16 protein-coding genes, 1 pseudogene and 1 riboswitch are annotated in these 22056 nt (G+C 40.1%); of the genes and pseudogenes, 11 read left to right on the forward strand and 6 right to left on the reverse strand.

Features of this window, described 5'->3' with window-relative positions; all coding sequences use genetic code 11:
* Positions 1-9: 9 nt before the first annotated feature.
* The gene (locus tag H5116_RS06665) at positions 10-1332 is read right to left on the reverse strand and encodes a sodium-dependent transporter (RefSeq protein ID WP_007375800.1); all 1323 of its coding nucleotides are present in this window, start codon (positions 1330-1332) and stop codon (positions 10-12) included.
* Between the two features lie 141 nt (positions 1333-1473).
* Here H5116_RS06665 and H5116_RS06670 point away from each other — a divergent pair, with 141 nt between their 5' ends.
* Complete coding sequence (locus H5116_RS06670; protein WP_182715794.1) at positions 1474-2232, forward strand: 4'-phosphopantetheinyl transferase superfamily protein; 759 nt, start codon at positions 1474-1476, stop codon at positions 2230-2232.
* Positions 2233-2278: 46 nt separating this feature from the next.
* On the opposite strand, the gene lysC is transcribed toward H5116_RS06670, so the two are convergent.
* Together lysC and nhaD are read right to left on the reverse strand one after the other, a co-directional pair.
* Complete coding sequence (lysC, locus tag H5116_RS06675) at positions 2279-3670, reverse strand: lysine-sensitive aspartokinase 3 (protein WP_182693750.1); 1392 nt, start codon at positions 3668-3670, stop codon at positions 2279-2281.
* Between the two features lie 75 nt (positions 3671-3745).
* Positions 3746-3918: riboswitch (Lysine riboswitch) on the reverse strand.
* Positions 3919-4019: 101 nt separating this feature from the next.
* Positions 4020-5267, reverse strand: a complete 1248-nt coding sequence (gene nhaD, locus H5116_RS06680; RefSeq protein WP_101217585.1) for a sodium:proton antiporter NhaD — start codon at positions 5265-5267, stop codon at positions 4020-4022.
* Between the two features lie 222 nt (positions 5268-5489).
* Here nhaD and H5116_RS06685 point away from each other — a divergent pair, with 222 nt between their 5' ends.
* The 4 genes from H5116_RS06685 (at position 5490) to H5116_RS06700 (ending at position 10747) form a co-directional block, all read left to right on the forward strand.
* Positions 5490-6761, forward strand: coding sequence for a hypothetical protein (locus tag H5116_RS06685; RefSeq protein WP_182715795.1), 1272 nt, complete (start codon positions 5490-5492; stop codon positions 6759-6761).
* 3 nt (positions 6762-6764) lie between these two features.
* Positions 6765-7313 (forward strand): condensin complex protein MksE, encoded by a 549-nt coding sequence (locus H5116_RS06690; protein ID WP_024605891.1) that lies wholly within the window; start codon positions 6765-6767, stop codon positions 7311-7313.
* Complete coding sequence (locus tag H5116_RS06695; RefSeq protein WP_182715796.1) at positions 7310-10087, forward strand: ATPase; 2778 nt, start codon at positions 7310-7312, stop codon at positions 10085-10087. Before H5116_RS06690 ends, H5116_RS06695 begins: the two co-directional genes overlap by 4 nt.
* Positions 10088-10195: 108 nt before the next feature.
* The gene (locus H5116_RS06700) at positions 10196-10747 is read left to right on the forward strand and encodes a DUF4136 domain-containing protein (RefSeq protein WP_024595193.1); all 552 of its coding nucleotides are present in this window, start codon (positions 10196-10198) and stop codon (positions 10745-10747) included.
* Between the two features lie 289 nt (positions 10748-11036).
* Here the strand turns inward: H5116_RS06700 and H5116_RS06705 are convergent, their stop codons facing one another.
* Positions 11037-11525: a peptide-methionine (S)-S-oxide reductase gene (locus H5116_RS06705; RefSeq protein ID WP_182715797.1), complete on the reverse strand. Its 489-nt coding sequence runs from the start codon at positions 11523-11525 to the stop codon at positions 11037-11039.
* A 340-nt stretch (positions 11526-11865) separates the two neighbouring features.
* Between H5116_RS06705 and H5116_RS06710 the strand changes: the two genes are divergently transcribed.
* Entirely contained in the window at positions 11866-13716 is a 1851-nt protein-coding gene (locus H5116_RS06710; RefSeq protein WP_182715798.1) for a TonB-dependent siderophore receptor, read from the forward strand.
* Between the two features lie 382 nt (positions 13717-14098).
* Here the strand turns inward: H5116_RS06710 and H5116_RS06715 are convergent, their stop codons facing one another.
* Positions 14099-14362: a YkgJ family cysteine cluster protein gene (locus tag H5116_RS06715; protein WP_008134548.1), complete on the reverse strand. Its 264-nt coding sequence runs from the start codon at positions 14360-14362 to the stop codon at positions 14099-14101.
* 169 nt (positions 14363-14531) lie between these two features.
* On the opposite strand from H5116_RS06715, the gene H5116_RS06720 reads away from it, so the two are divergent.
* The 5 genes from H5116_RS06720 to H5116_RS06740 all read left to right on the forward strand — a co-directional run bounded on the left by H5116_RS06720 (position 14532) and on the right by H5116_RS06740 (position 21160).
* Positions 14532-15710 carry an efflux RND transporter periplasmic adaptor subunit gene (locus H5116_RS06720; protein WP_024597428.1) on the forward strand — a complete coding sequence of 393 codons (1179 nt, stop codon included), beginning with the start codon at positions 14532-14534 and terminating at the stop codon, positions 15708-15710.
* A gap of 2 nt (positions 15711-15712) precedes the next feature.
* Positions 15713-18862, forward strand: coding sequence for an efflux RND transporter permease subunit (locus tag H5116_RS06725; protein ID WP_182715799.1), 3150 nt, complete (start codon positions 15713-15715; stop codon positions 18860-18862).
* Positions 18863-19006: 144 nt separating this feature from the next.
* Positions 19007-19177: a hypothetical protein gene (locus H5116_RS06730; protein WP_182715800.1), complete on the forward strand. Its 171-nt coding sequence runs from the start codon at positions 19007-19009 to the stop codon at positions 19175-19177.
* Between the two features lie 36 nt (positions 19178-19213).
* Positions 19214-20170 (forward strand): hypothetical protein, encoded by a 957-nt coding sequence (locus H5116_RS06735; RefSeq protein ID WP_024599523.1) that lies wholly within the window; start codon positions 19214-19216, stop codon positions 20168-20170.
* Between the two features lie 99 nt (positions 20171-20269).
* Complete coding sequence (locus H5116_RS06740; RefSeq protein WP_182715802.1) at positions 20270-21160, forward strand: dienelactone hydrolase family protein; 891 nt, start codon at positions 20270-20272, stop codon at positions 21158-21160.
* A gap of 67 nt (positions 21161-21227) precedes the next feature.
* Here H5116_RS06740 and rhlP read toward each other — a convergent pair.
* Positions 21228-22053, reverse strand: a pseudogene (gene rhlP / locus H5116_RS06745) (rhombotarget lipoprotein).
* Between the last annotated feature and the right edge of the window lie 3 nt (positions 22054-22056).

Genomic DNA, 22056 nt, shown 5'->3' on the forward strand with positions numbered 1-22056 from the left:
AAATAGAGCTTAGCCAAACGCAACGTTTGCAAATACCAAGGTCATTAATATTGGGCAAACAAAACGAATATACTGAGCAAACCAGTAATGTACGCCAGTTGTTGCTTGATGTAATTTGTTACCACGCTGCCACATCCACCCTACTGTAATAAAGTAAAATAAACCCATAAGCGGTAATTGGTATTGAGTAAATAGCATAATAACTAAGCCAAATAACCAATCAAAATTTAATATAATTGCGCTTGCACACACAAGTACAACGGCGCTCACTGCCCATGTTGCTTTGGTGCGGCTAACGTTGTGATTTTCGACTAAAAACGCTACCGGAATTTCGGTGGTCGATATAGTTGACGTAACCGATGCGATAGACATTAATACAAAAAACAATAAACCAACTAATAAGCCAATTTCGCCCATGGTGCTAAATAGCTCAGGTAAAATAGCAAAAATAAGTTGCCCTTCGCCAATCAGTTTACCGCCACTAAATACTTCAACACCGTTGTGCTGCGCCACATAAATAGCAGGAATAATAAGTAACCCAGCTAAAAAAGCAACGCCAGTATCAAGTAGTGCAACACCTGCTGTGAGCTTTGGTAAATTAGCATCTGGTTGTAAATACGAGCCGTAAATCATCATACAACCCACACCTAACGAGAGCGAAAAGAACGCTTGCCCCATTGCGGCAATAATTAAATTAGGGTCGAGTATTTGGCTAAAATCAGGGATTAAATACGCGGCAAAGCCTTCGCTTGCGCCATCGAGTGTTGCAATGTAGGCAATTAAACCAACAAGCAGCACAAGCAGAAGTGGCATCAAACGGCGCGACCAAGTTTCGATTCCCGATTTAACCCCTTTTAAAATAATACTGGCAGTTAAAATAAGCATAAGCGGCGTAAATACAAAATTACGCAGCACTGAGTCGCTATGTAAAAATTCGCTTGCGCCTGTGAAACCTAAAAAGGTTGTTATGGGTTCAATAGCGTACGAGAGCATCCACCCTGCCACTATTGAATAAAAACTTAGCATAACAACTGCGCCCGCAAGGCCTATGTAACCGGCTGCTGCACCTACTTTACGGCTAGTGTTTTGCCATGCATCGCCCAATGCTTTTACCGGGTTAGCTTGTGCTTTGTGACCTAAATAAAGTTCGGTATAAAGCGCAGGAAGCGCAAGTAAAAATATAACAATAAAATAAACCAGTAAAAAAGCACCGCCGCCATGGTTGGCCGCTTGCGTAGGAAAACCCCAAATATTACCCAAACCCACTGCTGCGCCAGCAGCGGCTAAAACAAAACCAAGTCGGCTTTGAAACCCATCACGCACTTGTGCCATACATCTACAAATCTGTTATTATTTTGATTATTGTGAATTAAACCATATTTCATGCCAGCTGAGTAATAAAATTGTACCCAGCCTTTATTAGTGGCACTAACCGCTCACAATATCAGCGACTTCTTTTGCTTTAGGGCTTTTATGACTGAACACTATTTTAAAAACGCCTTGAGTATTACTTCAACTCAATTGGCAAATTTGTCTTTAGCGAGTAACAGTATTTTATTATTTAATGCTAAAACACTTGAGCTTAGAGACTTTAATTTGCCCGATTGCTTAAGCCCGTTTGAGTTAAACATTATAAACCGCCGTAAAAGCCCACAAGCTAAGCAAGAGTATTTAGCGACGCGGTTATTGTTAAAACACCTTATTAAAGTAGCGCAGCCGCAACATGCGCACGTAGCCCTTAATAAAATGAGTACAGAATTTGACGAGGCAAGCTCAAAGCTGCAAGTACATGTAAGTGGTGATGTTATTAATACCTGTATTTCACACTCACATGGTTTAGTTGGGGTCGCGCTAAATTTTGATAAAAGTGAGTTTGGTTTTGATATTGAAAAAGTAAGCCTAAAGCGCCCATTTGAAAAGCTCGCTAAGCATTTTTATCATAATGATGAAATTACACTTATCACCAAGCCTACTAATACCCAAGCCCAAGCAGATACGTTTTTTAGAATTTGGACACTAAAAGAGTCTCTTGCTAAAGCCACCAGCCGCCCTATTGCAAAGTTACTTAGCCCCAATGTGTTTGACGAATTACATAGTGCAAAGCTGAGTGCTTGCAGTAATCGCGTTACTGTAGCTGATAGCAGTGACAGTAATGTTTGTTTTGATGTGAGTGTGGTGCATAAAAAAAGCACCGACTGGCGATGCTTTTTATTAAATGACTTTATTAATTAATTTTGTTAAGCAACCTTACTAGTTAATTTTCCTGAATAACCGTTATTTACGCAGCAAAATCGTTTTCTAATAAACGGCTATGAATAGACTGTACTACGTTATCTGACTCAGTTTGCTCTACTAAAAAGCACAGGTTGTGCTTACTAGCACCGTGACAAATTAATCGAATGTTAAAGTCTTTTAGTACACTCATTAAGTTCATTTCGTGTTGGCGTAATTGAATCTCAGAGCCAATAAGTGCCACCAATGTTAGGTTGTTTTCTACCGAAACATGGCAAAACTCTGCAAGCTTATCTAGGCATTCTTGATCAAGCTCTGGGCGCGAGGCGTTTTGCGCGTTATCAAGCGTTATAGCCACACTGATTTCTGATGTAGTTACCAAATCTACCGATATATTGTATTCACTTAATAGTGTAAATACGCGTGCTAAAAAGCCGCTTGCTAGTAGCATTTCTGGGCTTTTAAGCGTAAGCAATATTTGGTTTTTACGTTGCGTTACTGCGCGTATACCTGGTTGCTGCGATTTTTCGCGCTCAATCCACGTACCGCCACGCTCAGGCTCTCGGCTAGAACCTACAAACACGTTAATGTGGCTACGGCTTGCTGGTAAAATAGTCGCTGGGTGCAATACTTTTGCACCAAAGGTTGCCATTTCAGCGGCTTCGTCAAAACTTAAGCGTGCAATAGGCGTCGCTTTTGCGCACAAACGCGGGTCGGTGCTAAAAATGCCCACTACGTCGGTCCAAATATGCACACTTTTAGCGTTAATCGCTTCAGCTAGTAATGCAGCGCTATAGTCAGAACCACCACGTCCTAGCGTTGTGGTGTGACCGTATTCGTCACTACCAATAAATCCCTGAGTTACAATTACTTGAGCGTCTAATAACGGAATTAAATGCTCTTTAGCAGCTTGCGCTGTGGCTGCAACATTGGGCGTTGCTTTACCAAATTGGCTGTCGGTTTTAAGTACCTTGCGCACATCAAAGCGATCGGCGTTTAAACCTTGTAAACGCAGCACTTGAGCAAACAAATACGACGATAAACGCTCACCAAAGCTAAGTAGCTCGTCGTGTTGCTGATCGGTTGTTAGTGGCTCTTGAGCCAATGTTTGAAATGCTTTTAGGGTTTCGTTAAAGCCAACCGCTAAATCGGCATCTAGCGATAATTCATCTAAAATAGTTTGTTGAATAGCAAGCACGCCGTTTATGTGTTCTTGGCGCTCACTAGGAGTAATGCTTGATTTACACAGTGCAACTAAGTGATTAGTTACGCCGGCACTGGCGCTCACGGCAACAATACGTACGCTTTTATCTGCAACAATAATTTCGCTACAGCGACTCATCGCTTCAAAATTTGCAACACTGGTTCCGCCAAATTTGGCAACGATGTAATCTGATTTTGCGCCTGATACTGTTTGTGGCACTGATTGGGTAGTCATTTAGTCTCCTTTCGCGGTATCCAAACCGCAATAAAACAAGAAGAACTTGGCAAAGGAATGCTTGAAGATAAGTCCACTGCCAGAAGCTCTCCACCTATATTGGTGACAGTTTTGAGGATTCAGCCCCATAAACCGAAAAACAATGACGACGTACCATTATTTTCCTCGGCGAGTACTTCCCTCCTTAATGATCATCGGCTTTCGTCGCCTAACATTAAGTACCTAAGTATCGCACCTCTTCTGAATGCTTTATTAACCAGTGGCTAATAAAACAAAACCCCACTAAGTAGCGGGGCTTTGAAAGTTATCGTTTAGACGTCTAGCTGTCAAGCATTTAATAATTTATGAGTTAAATAAAACTGCCCATGTAATACGAGCCCGCATATCCAACCGTGTAACAAATTAATAAATGCAGCGATAAACGCAAGTAGCTCATAAAGGTAAGCGCTTTAACTTTACTCATGGCAATAATGCCCGCAGCCGAACCAATAATAAGCATTGAACCGCCCACACCCGTTGCATACGTAAACGACAACCAATGTTGTTGGCTCATTACTATATTGGCTTTTAATAATGCAGCGGTAAGCGGTACGTTATCGACCCCAGCTGATAATATGCCCATTAAGTAGTTTGCGTATTCTGGTGCCATTACCGTGTATAGGTCGGTAAATTTACTCAACATACCAATTTCTTTAAGTGCGCCAACAAGTAAAAGTACACCTACAAAAAACAATAATGTGTCGTATTCTATATCGCGAACAAAATCGATTATGTCTTTGTTTATGTCTTTTTTGCGCATTAAAAATTGCGCCACTAAAAACATCACTGATAAGCCAAACAAAAAGGTTAATAAAGGCGGTACGCTGTAAATTACACTCAACGTAAGTGTGCTCACTACGGTAGATAAAAATATAACAGCAATGGTTATGTCGGTTTTTTCAATGCGGGTTTTACCTGCACTAGCAAACTCAACACGCCCTTTCATACCTATAGACAGTAACGCAGCAAGCAGCATAACGCTTGCAAGTGCTGGCGCTATAAGTAGTAATAAATGAGCAATGGTTACTTTGCCATCTAAAAATATCATTAGTGTGGTTACGTCACCTGTTATTAGCGATACCCCACCTGAGTTCACTCCAAACACAATAAGCGTGGCGTATTTAACGAGCTTTTTAGGTTCTAGCTTTAACGACATAACAACCGCAAGCGATATAAGCGTCGCTGTTACGTTATCTGAAATCGACGAAAACAAAAACGCAAAACCACCCACCAAAAACATGAGCTTTTTTTCGCTAATACTTTTTGGCATAACACGGTGCACAATATTTTCTATAAACCCCTTTGAATTTAAATACGCGACAAAGGTCATTGCAGCCATTAAAAATAGCCATAATGAGGCAATTTCTAAAATATTTTCGTTTAAAAGATGCTGAATCGTATCGGGGCTTTGCCCGTGTAGGGGGTATATAAAAAGAAGAATCCAGCAAAGCGTACCAAAAAACAGCGTGGTTTTAGCTTTATTTACATGGATTATATCTTCTATAACGATCAGTAAAAATGCAATCGCTATCAGGGTTAGAATAATCGAGGAAACCATGGTAGTTAAACAACCTTTGATATAGTTTTAAAGAACACACAAATAACATTCCATTTCATGTGCCTATTTTCGGCGCGAATTTTAGCACTGCCTCTATGCAAAAACTATTATTAAATGGTCTTAAAAACGAATACTATATACAGACAAGGTTAATTAAAAATACGTAATAATGAGTCTTCTAAAAGAACTCAATAATAAAATACTAGGATGTTGTAACCCCTTATGATCCCAGCTAAAAAGCTGCTAAACACCATAACCGAACATTGGGGTGTATTAGAGCTATTATTTAAACGTTTTAAAATGGCTGACTTTAGCCTAAAAGACGTACAAAACGCGATTAAGCAAAAGCAGCCTACGTGGTCAAACGAACGCATTTATAAAGAAACAAATCGTTTGTTAAACCAAGATATTTTAATTCCGCTGGCTAAATCCTCTCAGCTTGAAATAAATCGTGCTATTGCTGATTTTGCTACGTTTTTACTGCAAGAAGAGCATTTAGGTTTAGCGCAAGAAATTAGCGTATTAGTAGAGGACCTTGCTCGTTTAGGTAACCGCCTAGATAACGCTGGCGAAATAGAAGACTTTGACGACTTACGCCGCTACAGCCGCATTATGGATGATCGGGTGCGTAAAATAATGAAGCTCTATACGCACAACGAAAACGCTATTTTAAACATTGTTGAACAAGCCAAATCAAATAATGCAGTGCAATCGCTGCAAAAGCGTTATAAAGCGGTAATAGAAGCCTTTGACGAATACATAGAGCCAATGCTTGAAATGGTTGATATTCGTGGTGAGTTTCATGCATGTTTTACCCTTATTGAAGAGCAAATAAGTAAGCAAGTACTGCACATTGAGCGCTCAGGTAAAGCGTATAACGACAAACGTATGCTGGAGCAATTACGTACCCGTATACTCGAAATGCATTTAATGGGCCGAGAAAGCTTACGTAAAAGTGCCGATATGCTTATGCCACTACGTGAGGAGCTACGTCGTAATAACTTAATTACTCGCCAAGCAGCCAAAGTACTTGGGCTTGTACGTAAAAATGGCGTAGACAATATGCTAAGTGCTGTGCAACCACATTTTGTAAGCGACGCGCAGCGATATTCGCTTGGTCAGCAACGCCATATTGTGGCTTACATGGCAAGCTTGGTTGAATTTGAACACGAAGAATACCAATTGCCTGACCAGCAAGACGTGCCTGCATTTGTTACGCCTAATATTCCTGACTACAACGATGTCAAAACCAGCTTTGCTAAGCGCTTTAATAAAAAACGCAAAAAGCCGCAGCCCTTGCTGCAATTTTTAGACGAAAGCTATCCAGATCTCGATGCCGACGAAATGCTATTTTTGTATCAAAAATTAGTCAGCGACAGCGATATTAAAATAATTCAAAGCGATGAAAAAGCCCGCGTAAAAATTGCCGGTCAGCACTTTTCTTTATATCCATTTAATTCAGAGCCTCAGCCAGATCCAAAGGCAGGTAAATAAACCATGACACACATAAACTTAGACGAGCTAACCCATCTACAAGCCATTAATAAAAAATTAGTAGCGGGTTATCACATTTGTGAGCAAGACAACGTAATGTGGCAAGAGCTTGACCAACACATAGAAGACTACACCGCCCTATTTACCGCTTTAGGTAACGATTTGAAACACGACAGCCGTGGCTTTTATTATTTTGGTAGCGACGAAAGTACGCCAAATATGGGCAAAATATCTCGCGCTATCGCGCTCACCATTTACATTTTAATTGAGCACTACGCCAATACGGGTAAAGACCCAATGCGCGCATTGTTTGACGACGTAAACGATTTAGAGCTTATGCAAACGCTGGTGCAAATTAACAAACATTTGTTTGATCAGCTTGAGATATTTTCGGGATCGGATTTGCGTAAAGACGTTTACCTGCGCATGGTGCGCTTAGGTTTAGCCCGTGAAGTAGAAGGCGGCTTTATGCTACAAGCGCCAATTCACCGCTACATAGATGCACTCATGGAAGTAAACGAAGAAACCTACATTACAGAGGACGAGGAATGAAAAATCTATACGGACTAAGCAAACTCGCCCTACTTAACACTGCAGGCTATGCAAAATGTGTGATCCCGCTTGATAAAAGCAGCTCTATTTGCGCGCCCAATAACACCGGTAAAAGCTCGGTTATTAACGCCCTGCAGTTTCCGCTTATTAACGATTTGCGCTTAACAGAATGGGACGGACACGATTTAGATGAAACCCGTAAGTTTTATTTTTCATCCGATCAGTCCTACATTTTACTAGAAGCTAACTTGCCTCATGGCTCGGTAGTAATAGGCGTTGCGGGACTTGGTAAAATTGCCGGTTACGCGCATCAGTACTTTTGTTATCAAGGAAAGCTTGATTTAGAGCAGTACACGCAAGGTAAAACTATTATTAAATTTACCAAGCTGTTCAACCATTTAAAATCGCTTAACTACAACCCTATTGAGTTAAAAGCACAAGAGTTAAACGCGCTACTTACTGGCGGCGCAACGCCTTTTGACGGCGACATTAACCTAAAAATGATCCCGCTAAATAATGTACAAGACTCTTCTATTTATAAAGAAATATTTAGACGTATTCTTAACTTACATAAATTGGGCGCAAGCGACGTAAAACGCTTTATGCTACGCGTGTTTGAACGCCATATGTCGAACTCTAAGGTCGACTTTTATGAAGTATGGCGTCGCTCGTTTGATAAAGTAAACCGCTCAAAACGCGAATTAAAAGCCCTTGAGTCAATGCAAGAGCCAATAGCAGCGCTTGAATCAATGCTTGAAAACCAAACCGTGCTTAAAGGTAAATTAGCCGCATACGCACCTAAAATTGACCAAGCACTGATTGATTTTGATACCTATCAAGAATCGCAACTTAATGAGCTGGGTATAGCCCTTGAAGATATAGAGCACGAAAAACACGAGTTTGAGCAAAAACAAAGCCTATACGTACAGCAATCGCGTGATATAGAGCGCAGACAAACTCAAATTGAGCAGTGGTTTTTAGATTACGATGCGCTTAAAAGCGAGTTTGAACTGGTAAATAAAGCCACGCTTAAAACCAGCCTGACTCAGTTAAAACAAGATTACGAGTCGCTTTCGCACTCTATAACTAGCGCACAAGGGCAAAGCCTGCACACGCTTGACTACCGCATCAGCGAAACACAAAAACAAATTAAGAGCCTAAAGCTGCAACTTAAAAATCTTGAATTTAATTTGTTTACCCGCATGCGCGAAGACCTCTCGTTAAAAGAAGTAGAAGAAATATCGCGCATTTTAAACCCTGATATTCTCTCGTTTGCAACCACCACTAATGGCGATATAACCATTGATGACGAAGACGCGTTTGGTGAATTTTTATCGCTACTTAGCGAAAACGTTAAAGGCGGCGTATTAACGCTACCAGGTGCGAGCATTAAGCTTAAAAAGCTCTCGCCTGTGCAAATGCAAAGCGGCGAAAACAAAGAGCAATTAACCGCTCAGCTAAATGCACTTGAGCACTCACTTAAAGAGTTTAAGCAACAGCGCGATGTTGCAGCAAACGTTGCCGACAAGCAAAAAGAGAAAGACGCGTTATACGATGAGCTTATGAGCGCAGAGAGCGCCCTAAAACGCTTAGAGCAGTTTGAGGTAATGCAGCAGTCGGTTGGAGCGCAAGCCATGCTAAAAGAGCAGTTATTAGCTGAGCGCGAACAAGTTGACGACTACTTGCAAGATATTCAAAAAAATAGTGGCTCAATTGCCGATCGTCGCTCGTTAATTAAATCGAAACAAGAGCAAATTAATCGCCAAACTGAGCGATTACGCCAAGTTAAGAGCGAGCGAATTGATCACACGCTTGATTTATACAGCGGTAAAGTAACTCCATACATGATTGATATTACGGTCGACTTTGATAACTTAAGCGACCTTGTTCATCACTTTAATAAAGACTGCCAAGAGCTGCGTAATTTTGACATAAACGTACGTAATACCTATTTGCATGTATATAACGCGGGTATTACTAAATTCGACAATGAAAATGACGAATACACTAAATATCAAAAGCTAATAAGCGCCTTTCATAATATTGATAACGAACGCGATGCCGTTGAGCGCCAAGCGCGTGTTGCGCTTACCGAGGTTGCCGCAACGATTAAAGGCTTGCGAGAAGATTTAGACCGACTTCGCCGCGAAATGAATAGCTTTAATAAAGGCATAAGCCAGCACCGAATTTCAAACCTGCAAGCGTTTAAAATTAACGTAATACCTCGCAAAATGCTGGTTGATAGTATCGATACCATTATCAGTACGTCGCATCAGTTTGAGCAAGGTGACACGCTTGATTTACTTAGCCAAGAACCGTACAGCGAAAGTGCGGTAAACGAAGCAAAAGATCACTTAATTAAACTCGCATCAGATAAAGCGGGCTTAACACTTACCGATTTATTTGATATTCGATTTGAAGTAGTTAACCGCGCAGGTGAAACCGAACACTTTGAAAAAATAGATTCTGCAGGTTCAAACGGCACACGTATTACGATTAAGTTATTGTGTGGCATGTTGTTTATTCGTTACTTATTAAGCGATCAGGAACAAAACCTATACCGTATACCTATTTACATAGATGAAGCGGCCGACATTGACCCACAAAATCAAAAAGCAATTATAGAAACCGCACTAAGCTTTGGTTTTGTGCCTATATTTGCCTCAGTTAAGCCGCAAATAAGTTGTGACTACATTGTGCCGATTCGCTCGGTAAAAGACGGTGCACAAAACTGGGTAGATGAAAAAGATTGGATTGAAGTTGAACACAATTAATTGGCCGTTAAGGCAAACCAACTAAACTAAAATATAGGACGTTTAAATAATACACATTTAAACGATGTGTGTTATTTTAAATTAATGCATTTTATTGGAGCAAACGTAATGAAAAATATACTTATTGTTGCAGCGCTAGCACTACTTACAGCCTGTACACAAACCCCTGATTGGGATTACGATAAATCAGCCAACTTTAGTAATTTTAAAACATTTGCTTGGGTAGAAAACGCCAGCCTAACTAAAGACACAAATAATTACCAAATTAATGGCCTAATGGAAAAACGTGTTCGCACTGCCGTTAACGCAGAACTGAGCCAAACACTAGGTATGAGCTTAGTTGATGCAGCAAATGCTGATGTACTTGTTAACTATCATGCATCGGTAGATAAAGAGCTTGAAGTAGATACATTTAATGTAAATTACCGCCCGCATTGGGGTTATTGGGGTACTGGTTTTCAACGTGATACAACCGCGCGTGAATACGAAGTGGGTACGTTGATTATTGATATTGTAGATCGTGAATCTAACCAGCTTGTATGGCGCGGCGCAAAAGAAGGTCGATTAAAGAAAAATCAATCGCCAGAACAACGTGAAGCATCAATTAATAAAACAGTGAGCGAAATATTAAGTAACTTCCCGCCGCAAAAGCAGCAGTAAGTTAAAATTAGCTATAAGTAAGTTTTAAAAAAGCTCACAGTACGTGAGCTTTTTTGTGGGTATGTATTTTTGGGACTTCAGGTTTAAATAATTATGAGCTGCGCTCATCACGTCAGCAAGCTGCACGTCTACAAAATACCGGATTAAACTTTACCTGTAGGCGCTATGCTTGCTTGCGCGAGAAGCGATAGCTTCTAATTACTTTATAGCGCTATATTCCACCTTAAATTACGAGCTGCGCTCGTCACGTCAGCAAGCTGCACGTCTACAAAAAAACACCGTGTTAAATTTACGATTTATACTTATGCAGTAACTCAAGCGGTATATGGCAGTAATCATCAGGGTGATTAGTTAGTCGGTCTTGATGCTCAGGATCGCTTGGCACGTAGTTAGTTAGCAGCTCTACCCCTACCACAATTTTATCGGCATCACTGCGCTTGTTTATATAATTGCTTGCTGCATCTAAATGGCTTTGGTTTTTGCTATAAATGGCAGTGCGGTATTTAGGGCCTACGTCATCCCCTTGTTTATTAATACTGTATGGGTCAATAATTTCAAAAAAGTAATCATACAGCTTATTTAGGCTAACGACTTTTAAATCAAAAATGACCTTTACGCATTCGGCATAACCATCGTATTCGCCGTCAGTGGTTTTGCTTGTACCATTAGCGCGACCTGCTTCAGTACTTATTACGCCTGGTAAGTGCTTTAAAAACTCTTGTACGCCCCACAGGCAGCCACCAGCAAAGTAAATAGTATTTTGTTGTGTCGTATCCATTATAAATGTTACCTAATAAGTAATTATACCGATTGCATTAAAATAATGTTCTATTATAGCGCCAAGAAAATAGCGCAATAACAAGGCGAAAATTATGACATATAGTTGTTCTATATAAATAACTTTTAACGCAGTGAGTGCGCTATTTAATACGATAGAATGACCATGTTTTTAATAAAGCCGGTATTACGTAAATGGTTATCAAATGCAGTTATTAACAAATTAATGTACAATCGCGCACAAAATGACTGCTGTTACATTTAATTATTTTATCATGCTCAAATATAAGCTTTGAAATTAATTGTAACCGCAGCTACAAATAAAAAATGACGAGAAACACATGAATCGCACACCACACCTTATAATACCTGCAATATTATGCAGCGTTACTGCATTTGCTAATGCTAATACGCTATCTGATGAGTCGGCAATAGAGAAAATAACGGTTGAGGCCTCACCCACTGCAAATAAGTTGCCAGTAGGTACATTCGACTCGCCTATTTCTAATTTAGAATATGACCCCCGTGTTGATTTACAATCGCGTAATATGGCTGAGGCGCAGGCTGATGTAACTATACGCGGCGGTATTTTCGAAAACACCGGTTTTAGAGTAGGAAGCGTTACCCTGCTTGACCCGCAATCTGGGCATTATTTTGCTGAAATACCCATTGCACCGCAAATGCTAACCGGCCCAGATGTTTTAACCGGTGCCGATAACGCACTTTACGGTATGAATAGCTCTGTAGGTACAGTTTCGTTTGGTTGGAAACCGATTATTACTGGCGGTAGTGTATCCCTTGGTACTGGTACAAACGACTTTAATCTGCAAAGTATTCACGCTGCTAAAAACACACAACTTGATAGCTTAGCTAACTATACTCTGGGCTTTGAAGGTGAGTATTCTCATTCGCAAAGTGATGGCACCATTGATAATGGCGATCATGGCTTCTCGCGCGCCTCAGCTCGCGTGCAATTAGCAAGCGAGCATAGCCAAACAGATTTGTTTTTTGGCTCACAAGATAAGTTTTTTGGCTGGCCTAACTTGTACACCCCTTTTGGCGTTAACGAAACTGAAGATTTAGAAACCCGTCTTTGGATGCTTAATCACAAGCAAAACTACGCTGATAACAGCAACTTTGAAGTATCTGCTTATTATCGTACCCATGACGATCACTATATTTACTCGCGCGAAAATCCTAGTGCATTTGAAGCTTTTCATAAAAGCGAAGTTAAATCGTTTGGACTTTCGGGTCGCCATGCACAAAGCGATGCACTGGCAATAAATTACTCTGCACAATTTATTGATGACTCGATTGAATCAACCACACTTGAAAACAACTTTACCTCACGAAAGTATTACAAGCTAAGTATATTGCCCCAATACACAATAGCGCAAAAAAACCAACAGCTTACCTTTCGTTTAGGCGCAGCCTATGACGATACAAATCGTGATGATGCTGAAGTATCAGCTATTGGTGACATAACCTTAAACACCCAAAATAGTGACGGCACAGCACAAACCCTTTACTTATCATACGCGCAAGCGAGTCAAGTTGCAGGCTACACAGCCATTGGCGGCAGCGACTCTGGCGGGTTATTTAGAAGTAACTACAACCTTGAGCGCGAAACCACATCAAACTTGGAGCTAGGTTTATTACTTGAAGAACAAAGCTGGCAGTTAAACTCGGCTATTTTTTATCGAAAAGATAATAACTTGACCGATTGGACCTTTAATTTTGATTCAACCTCAGCGCGCTTTGCAAACCCAGTAGATATTGATACTGCAGGGGTTGAATTTTTAGCGACTAAGCACTTTGATACAGCAAAGCTTATAGCAAGCTACACCTATTTACATAAATCAGAAAACTACGGCGCAGCCGATATTGATGCCAGCTTTTACGCGTTAAACTTTCCTGATCACCGTTTAACACTTGGCGCTGTGTACAACCCAACTGATATTTTAGAATTTAGAATAGATAACGAATGGCGTACACAACACAAAAATTCACTTAGAAACGGCAATGACAATGCGTTATTTACCCAGCTAACGCTTAAAATAACGCCGCCACAGTTGAGTAATTTATTTATCACCTTAGCGGCAGATAACTTATGGGATGAGTCGTTTGAAGAAATACCAGGTACACCTGGGCGCGGTGAGCAATATACGTTAAGCGCAACGTATAGCTGGTAGAAAATAAAGCCAGCGTTTACGAACTCAATTTATACTTTGGTTTGTAAACGCTGTGTTTATTTATATAAAAGTGCAGTTTTTAGGAAAAAATATTACACAAAGAGAAAAGAATTAGGAGTAAATGAGAAAAACAAAAGCCAACTATTACTTTAAATTAATCTCCTTCTCTAAAAGCGCAGCGCCTCCTCCCCTCTTTGTGAATAAATCAGTTTTACAGGCTTTGCCTGTCACGTAAGCAAGCTTTACGTCTGCAAAACAGACACAAACCTACACTTTGGCGGTAGACGCAGAGCTTGCTCGCGTGAAAAGCGCAGCTTTTAATTACTTAAAATAAAAACACAGTAATAAATAAGTGTAAATATATGTGTATTTTAATAGCTCACTAAGTGAGCTCTTCGAGCTCTGTAATAAGCGCTAGGGCTTGCGCGTTTGTTGACCCGCACACATCAAACGTGGCGCTAAAATCGCTACACACTTTAGGCCGACTTTCATCACCAAATAACTTACATAAATTACGTTCGTCTAGCTGAATACAGCGCTCTCCGGCTTTTTTACCATTTGGCATACCTGGAATAGGCGAACTAATACTTGGCGCTATACAACATGCGCCGCAGCCTAGCCTGCAATTCATCGATTCGGTTTTCATAATTTCCTCTGAATAAAAAACACTTACTTTAATTTCTTTTTAGGAACTTAATTAGTCGCATAGCGAGTTGTAACACACATATGTAATGCTTTGTTACATCTTAAAACAGCTTGTAAACACTTTATTGCGTATTATTACTCTGTCACCACCAATTATGAAGGAATGCCTTGTGGCTACTACAAAACAAATAATACTCCCAATCGCTGTTTTAGCAGGCGGCATTGCGCTAGCTATAGCCTTTAAGATGATGAAACAGCCACCTGAAGAAAAGCCAGAGCAAGATTTACGTCCTTTAGTAGCAACACAAAGCGTACTTTTAGATTCTATAACGCTCGATGTTAAATCGTACGGCATTGTTAAACCCAAGTATCGTACCGAGCTAATAGCACAAGTTAGCGGGCAAGTTATTTCGGTATCGGATCAATTTGTTGAAGGCGCGTTTGTAAAGCAAGGCGATATTTTAGCACGAATTGATGCAAATGATTACGAGGCAGACTTTATTGAAGCACAAGCAGGTTTAGCACAAGCAAGCTCAGCACTTGAAATAGAACGCGCGCAAGCACATGTCGCTCAAGCTGAGTGGGAGCGCATTAAGTCAGACTCAAGCGACGCTATTGCATCAGAACTTTATTTACGAAAACCACAGCTGGCAGAAAAATTAGCGCGTTACCGCTCTGCTCAAGCAAGTGTTAAGCGTGCTAGCCGCAATCTTGAGCGTACTTATATTAAAGCCCCTTATGATGCCATTATTAATGAGCGCACAATTAGCTTGGGTTCAGTAGTAAACCCAGGTAATAGTTTTGGTGCATTGAGTGCAACCTCAGTTGCAGAGGTACGTTTACCGGTTGCCGATCAAGAACTGCAATATTTAAAAAATGGTGGCGTAGGCTCAAATGTTACATTTAACGCAGAATACGCAGGTAAACAAACAATGTGGCAAGCCAAAGTAATTCGCACCGAAGGTGTGGTTGATCAAACAAGCCGCATGAGCTATTTGGTAGCACAACTTGCAACACCTTATGGCGATAAAACACGCCCTCTTCGTTTTGGTTCGTACATTAACGCTACCATTGAAGGTCGCCCGCTTGATAACGCAATTATTGTTGCGCACCACTTAGTTAAAGATAATAAAATTGTAATTTTAAATGACGATTTAACATTGTCGTTTAAAACCCTCAATATTATACGCGAACAAAACGGCATGATTATAGCCAGCCAAGGGTTAAACAATGGCGAGCAAATTGTTACCTCAGCGCTTGAATACCCAACTGAAGGTATGGCAGTAAAAATTGAAGATATTGCGCCTGATAAAACTGATGTAACTCAACTTGCGCTGAAAGAGGAATAATCATGAACACTCGTGAAACAGGGTTAATAGCATGGTTTGCCCGAAATCCCGTTGCAGCCAACCTACTAATGATATTTATATTAGTGGGCGGTATTTTAATGGCGATGACCATTCGCAAACAAATGTTCCCACAGTTTGAAAGCAACTGGATAAGCGTACAAGCAGTTTACCCAGGTGCAGCCCCGCAAGAGGTTGAAGAAGGCATAACCATAAAAGTTGAAGAAAACCTCGAAGGTATTGAAGGCATTAAACGCCTAATTACGTACTCTAACCGTGGTTTTTCACAAGCGTGGATTGAAATAGAAGAACAATACAATCCACAAGAAGTACTTGATGAAATTAAAGTACAAGTTGATTCAATAAACACCTTTCCTGCGGGAATGGAGCGCCCTGTTGTGCGCCGCGATAAGTTTGAGCAAGAGGTAATGATACTCGCGCTTTACGGCGACATGAGTAACTACCAGTTAAAAGAGCTTGGCAACGATATAAAAGACGAGCTACAAGCACTGCCTCACGTTAACCTTGTTAATTTTAACGGCGGCTTAGAATATGAAATTGGTATAGAAGTCAGCCCCGATAAACTGCGCGAATATGGCTTAACATTTAGAGATATTGCAGGCGCGGTGCAAAACTTTTCGGCAAATATGTCGGCGGGACAAATACGCTCTGAAAATGGTTATATTTCGATGCGTGTTGAAAAACAAGCCTACCGTGGTTTTGAGTTTGAAAAACTGCCACTTATTACCCTTGCTGATGGCGCACAAATTTATTTAGGCGATGTTGCAACTATTAATGATGGCTTTGAAGAAGGTCTACAATATTCAAAATACAATGGTAAGAATTCACTCTCGTTTGAAGTAAACGCATCAAAAGATCAAGACATTACCGATGTAGCAAAAGTACTTAAAAGCTACATGGCAACTAAAGAGCCGCTTTTACCAGCAGGTGTTAAGCTCTCTCCTATTGTTGATTTAACTTACTACCTTGAAGGTCGACTCGATATGATGGTCGATAACATGATTTGGGGTGGCTTGTTAGTAATGTTAGTGCTGGCACTATTTTTACCGCTACGCTTAGCATTTTGGGTAATGATGGGTTTACCGGTGTCTTTTCTGGGCGCCTTTTTGTTTATGCCTATTGGCTTTTTAGATGTAACAATTAACCTAGCCTCTCTTTTTGCCTTTATACTTGTGCTCGGGATTGTTGTTGATGACGCCATAGTTGTGGGCGAATCAGCCAGTGCCGAAATAGAAAAATACGGTCACACACTTGATAACGTTGTACGCGGTGTAAAACGTGTTGCGATGCCAGCAACCTTTGGTGTATTAACTACCATTGCGGCATTTTTACCGCAAACAATGGCAACAGGCCCTGGCGCTGCTTTTTCTAAAGCAATTGGTGGCGTTATTATTTTATGTTTGATTTTTTCACTCATTGAATCAAAACTTATTTTACCTGCCCATATTGCAGCAATGAACCCACGTAAACCAAATCCTAAAAACCTATTACATCGCTTACGTATGGTGATTGATAGTGGTTTAAAAGGCTTTGTGAATAACTACTACCTTCCTTTTGTTGGCCGCTGTATTCACTATCGCTATACCGTAATTGTTGGCTTTATGTGTTTACTTATTGTAAGCGCAGGTATGTTTGCAGGTGGTTTAGTTAAGTTTGTACCAAACCCTAAAATACCGCACGACTTTCCGCGTATTGATATAGAAATGAACCTAGCTTCATCTGAGCAAGCAACGCTTGAAACCGCACGTAAAATTGAAAGCGTGTTGTTACAGGTCGATCAGCAACTACAAGAGCAATACGGTAAACCGATGATCCGCGATTTATCGGTAAGCCTTCGCGGACGAACTGAAGCAAATATTATGGCCATTTTGGTAGAGCCTGATTTACGCCCTATCGACACCTTTGCCCTAAGTGCATTATGGCGTGAGCAAATGCCCGCTCTACCCGGCATTAAAACCATGACCATTCAAGACAGTATAATGAATGGCGGTCGAGATGATGGCGACGTTAGCTTTAAACTTGAAGGCAAAAATGCTGACGAGCTAAAAGAAGTGGCTGGTAAATTAAAAGCCAAATTACAAACAATGGAAGGCGTTGGCGACGTAAACGATTCAATGCAAAGCGCTACCGACGAAGTGCAACTTGATTTAAAACCACTCGCTTACAGCATGGGTTTAACGCTTGCTGATGTAGCGTCGCAAGTTAGCTTTAGTTACTACGGCTTAGAAGCGCAGCGAATATTGCGTGAAGGCGAAGAAATTAAAGTCATGATCCGCTATCCAGAAGACGAACGTAACTCAATAAGTGACATAGCAAGTGTGCGTATTATTACACCTACAGGCGCTGAAGTACCGCTAAGTGAAGTAGCCGAAGTTAAGCTGGTTGACGGTGTAAACCGTATTCGCCGAGAAAACTCTAAACGCACTGTAAACGTATGGGCTGCGGTAAATACCGACAAAGCCGAACCATTTGCGATTGCAGAAGAAATTCGTGATGAATACTTACCAACATTACTTAAGAGCTACCCTGGCGTTACAAGTGATGTAGCTGGGCGCATTCAAGAAGAGATGGATAGCGCTTCAGAGCAGCTTCGTGATTTTGGTATATCAATGATGATTATATTTACCTTGTTAGCCATTCCGCTTCGCTCTTACTCGCAGCCACTTATTATAATGTCGGTTATTCCGTTTGGTGTAGTGGGCGCGATGTTTGGGCATATGATTTTAGGTATGACCATGAGTAGCTTATCGATGTTTGGCATTATTGCTGTAGCGGGTGTGGTCGTAAATGATTCCCTCGTTATGGTTGATTTTGTAAACAAAGCACGCGCTGAAGGTGTTGCGATTAAGGATGCTGTAATGCAAGCCGGTGCTCGTCGCTTTAGAGCGATATTACTTACCTCAATCACTACCTTTATTGGTGTAATGCCAATTATTTTTGAAACGAGTTTACAAGCTAAAATTGTTATCCCAATGGCTGTATCACTTGCTTTTGGTGTGTTATTTGCCACAGTAATTACACTGATACTTATACCGTGCCAGTATGTTGCACTAGAAGATGCTAAACGATTAGTACGTAAAATGCGTGGCAAGCCACCACTAGTAGATGCCCAACCAGCGCCTACTCACAGCTAAATTAAGTAACATCCCAACCAAAAAAGCTCGGCATATTATGTCGAGCTTTTTATTTTTAGCTTAAAAATGATATTCACCTATTTGCCAAGTCTTTACCTTACTGATAATTTAACTCTATAAATATAACCCTCAAAAGGAATAATAATGGGTACACTTCAACTTATTTTATTTACTGTATTTGCTGTACTAACCACAATTGGCTACAAAAAGAATAACCGCAACTTAATGCTATTAGGCGCCGTTGCAATATCGTTTGCGTTTGTAGGTTTAGAGTTTTTGCTGGGTATTGACCAAGGCCTATCAGGCATTAATTAATCAAAAAATTTTAGCTTGAAAATTAAAGGGACTTTAATGCGCTTATACATACTGATTATTTCTTTAGTTATTTTTTTAAGCGGGTGCCAGAGCTATATTGCTTATCAAATAACTAAGCCTCCGCAGAAAGTTCTCCCTAAAGAATTTGAGAGCTCTATCGCTTTATCTGGAGTACAAACCCATTACTGTAGCAGCGAAGTAGATTGTCTTGATTTTAGATTTATCTCACCTAAGGATATCGAAAGCTACCTACTCGATGGTAATAAACTTTCGTTAAGTTTGATTGTTGAAGGAAGCACTGAAGATGATGTTTTTGAATACCAACTTACTTCAGATAATTTACCAAGTAATTCAAGTAGCGGACTTTTAATTATCTTTCCGGGATATGGCGTAGACAGTTTGATTTACACCATGCAAGCAAGATGGCTTAGTCATATTACGGGAAAAAATGTAATAGTGATGCCCGCTAGTAATCAATACGATAAGTTTAGATTTGGTTTAAACTCTCTTGATGTGTTAATCAATTATGTAAATAAAGAAAACTACACTGATATCTCCTTAATTAGTTACTCAATGGGCGCAATTGCGGGAGTTGAGTTGGCATCTAAGCTGAACATTAGTAAGCATATACTTTATGCCCCAATGATTAATTTTGAGGCCGCACTAAACACAATTGCTAACTTATCACACCCTATTTATAGCAAACTATTAGGCGATGATTATATAAATGAAGTTGCCGTTAAGATAATTGAAAAAAGTGAAGTACCTCTTACTAAACTCGCTATATTAAGTAATCTAAATAAGAACCCTCATGCTAGGCAAACTTACATCTTTTCAAGTAATGCAGACAAAGTGAGTCCATATAATGGGTTGCTTACTCTTAATAATCCAAAAGTGAGTATTTATGAGGTAAAAGATTTAAATCACATCAAAATGGTTTCTTTAATATCCAAACAACAAAGGAATGTGCTCCTTTCCTTGCTTGACGGATAGCTTTGGCAACAGTCCTAATAATTGAGAGAAAATATTGCTCGTTTTTTATTCCTAATACGTTATGGTATTTAAATAACATAATAAAATTAAGGAACAGCCATGAATACATCTCCCTCTGATCACATTCCTCAAGAAGCCTTTGATTGGTATGACGAATACGCCCACGGTTTAATGGACCGTCGTACTTTTATGAAAAAACTCGGGGGGCTTGCTGCACTTGGTTTTTCAATGGCTGTACTTACATCAGCATTATTACCTAATTACGCGCTGGCTGAACAAGTGTCGTTTAATGACGATGATATTAAAGCAACGTACGAAGAATTCGATTCGCCAGACGGGCACGGTAAAGGCAAAGGTTACTTAGCAACCCCTAAAAACATAGAAGGTAAACTTCCTGTTGTGCTTGTGATACACGAAAACCGTGGATTAAACCCATACGTAAAAGATGTAGCAAGACGCTTAGCGAAGGTAGGTTTTATTGCATTTGCACCCGATGCGCTCTTTCCACTGGGTGGCTACCCTGGTAACGATGATGAGGGACGCGCTATGCAAAAAACCATGGACCGCGCTAAAATTCAAAACGATTTTATAGCCGCAGCGCACTTTTTAAAATCGCATGCCAACAGTAACGGTAAACTCGGCGCTGTTGGTTTTTGTTTTGGTGGCTACATTGTTAACTATTTAGCGGCTGTAGATAGTAATTTAATCAGCGCCGGAGTGCCTTTTTACGGCACTCCTGCCAGTGAAAGTTTACGTAAAAATATTAAAGCTCCATTAATGATTCAATTAGGTGAGCTGGATAAACGTGTAAACGCATCGTGGCCACAGTACGAACAAGATTTAAAAGCTAATAACGTTGAGTACACTATGCACATGTATAAAGGGGCAAATCATGGATTTCATAATGACTCTACTGGTCGATATGATAAAGACAATGCTGAGCTTGCATGGCAACGTACCGTTGACTTTTTTAATAAAAAGCTAAGTTAGCGAATAAAAAATAATGCCACCGGCTCAAAGTAGGTGGCATTATTAAAGTACTTAGCTATTTTTTGCTTTAAACTTTTCTGCTACGCATAACTAATAACGACAACAAAACGAGTAAATAAATACTCAAAGAGCCACCGCTGCTGGAGCCATCTTTATTTTCGACTTTTGCAATTTTTTCTTCTTTAACACGTGTTTTAAACCTTGCTAGTTCTGCATCTAAATTAGTACTCATATCACTAACCGCTAGATTAAAACCTTCAGCCGACTTTTCAGATAACGTTTCATCAATACCTATTGCTGTTGTTCTTTTTTCAAGCTTACTTATACCAGGTGCTCTAAATAGCATTTTTCTACTTTTAATATCAAAAACAGCTGTATCCACAAAGGTTTGGATTGTATTTTCATTGCCTGGAATAACGTACATACCCACTATTGTCCAATAAAGTAAGGCTGCATTATTTTCATAAGATTGCGTAATTTGATCATATGAAACCAGTGCGATTAAATCTACATCGTAAAGTCGCCCTACTTGCTCGAGTGTTGCAAAACCTTCACCACCCTTTAAATAGGTGCTTGGTATAACTTCAATGCGGTCAATGTAATCATATTGAAGAAATGACTTTTTTACTTTTTCGAGTAATTCGACTTGGTTTTGGGTCTCTAACCCGTCTGGCTGCCAGTTTTTAGACGGTACAAATGCAATTCCGACGGTAACAGGGAGTTTTAAAACAGGTATTTCAGGTTTATAGGTAGCACGGCTTTGTTGATCAGGATATAAAAAAATCCATTAAGCTACTAGATTGTGTATTTTTACCTGTATTGTTACTCATAAACGAGCTACAAGAAGCAAGTAAGGCCGCCATCAAAATGATTATATATTTATTAAATTTCATATT

Source organism: Pseudoalteromonas sp. SG45-2 (assembly GCF_014164115.1).
Taxonomy (GTDB): Bacteria; Pseudomonadota; Gammaproteobacteria; order Enterobacterales; family Alteromonadaceae; genus Pseudoalteromonas; species Pseudoalteromonas distincta.